At 72.7% G+C, this 1,222-nt stretch carries 2 protein-coding genes; both read left to right on the top strand.

Annotation, left to right across the window (positions count from 1 at the left end; all coding sequences use genetic code 11):
• The coding region (locus DM816_RS41940) for a hypothetical protein (protein WP_211589095.1) at window positions 1-321 on the top strand (321 nt) is incomplete at its 5' end.
• A gap of 65 nt (window positions 322-386) precedes the next feature.
• On the top strand, window positions 387-1,222 hold an 836-nt coding region (locus tag DM816_RS41935), incomplete at its 3' end, for a serine/threonine-protein kinase (protein ID WP_162908440.1).

The following is a 1,222-nucleotide window of genomic DNA, read 5'->3' as shown; positions in this document are numbered from 1 at the left end:
CGCAAAGTCAACGAGGCCGAGGGGCTCATCGGCAAGGTCAAGTCGCTGACCGAGGTGCAGCAGTTACAGGCCGAGCTGGCCGTGGTCCGCGACCTGCTCAACACCGCGCGGGTCAGGCTGGGCACGGTCGTGCCGGCGCCCAGCGGCGAGCCGGGCCTGCCGATCCCCGCGCCCGCGCCGTCCGGTGGGCTCCCGCTGCCCACACCTTCCGTGCCGGGGTCGCCGCAGCCGTCGTCCAGCAGCGGTGGCGGTGGCCTCCTGCCGCCGCTGCCCAGCCTGTTACCGAGCCTGCCGCTGCCCAGCATCAAGCTGCCGCTCTGACCAAGCCCGTCGGGTGTCCATAGTGGACACTCGTGTGATCTTTATTTTTGTGGGTACCAGGAAGCATGCCCACGGCCCACTCGCAGCGCGTCGCCGACCGCTACCGCCTGCTGCACGCGCTGGGCGAGGGCGGCATGGGCCGGGTGTGGCGGGCCCGCGACGAGGTGCTGCGCCGCGATGTCGCGATCAAGGAGCTGGTCGTGCCGCCCGAGCTCACCGAGGCGGAACGCCGCGAGCTGCAGGCCCGTTCGATGCGCGAGGCCCGCGCCGTCGCCCGCCTGAATCACCCCAACGTGGTGCGCATCTTCGACGTCGTCCAGGTGGATGGCGGCGATCCGTGGATCGTCATGGAGTATCTGCCCGGCCGCTCGCTGGACGACGCCATGGCCGGCGGCCCGCTGCCCGTGCGCGAGGTCGCGCTGATCGGGCTGCAGCTTCTGCAGGCGCTGCAAGCGGCGCACGAGGCCGGTGTCGTGCATCGCGACGTCAAGCCGGGCAACATCCTGCTGGCCGCAGACGGCCGCGCGGTGCTCACCGACTTCGGCATCGCCACCGTGCCGGGCGATCCGTTTGTGACCAGCACGGGCCTGCTGCTGGGCTCGCCGGCCTATCTCGCACCGGAACGGGCCCGCGACGGCAGCACGTCACCCCCGGCCGACCTGTGGTCGCTGGGCGCGACCCTGTACGCGGCGGCCGAGGGCAGCCCGCCCTTCGCCAGGCCCACCACGATGGAGACGCTCACCGCGCTGGCCACCGAGCCCGTGCCACCACCGCACCGGTCGGGACGGCTCGCGCATGTCCTCATTGGACTGCTGGAGAAGGACCCGGCGCAGCGCATGGACGCGGCCACGGCCCGGCACCTGCTGCGCGAAGCGCTCGTCGAGCCGGCCAGCCCCGCGCC

Origin of the sequence: Allorhizocola rhizosphaerae, from assembly GCF_003426775.1 — a bacterium.
Taxonomy (GTDB): domain Bacteria; phylum Actinomycetota; class Actinomycetes; order Mycobacteriales; family Micromonosporaceae; genus Allorhizocola; species Allorhizocola rhizosphaerae.
This window is presented reverse-complemented; position numbering and strand designations above follow the sequence as displayed.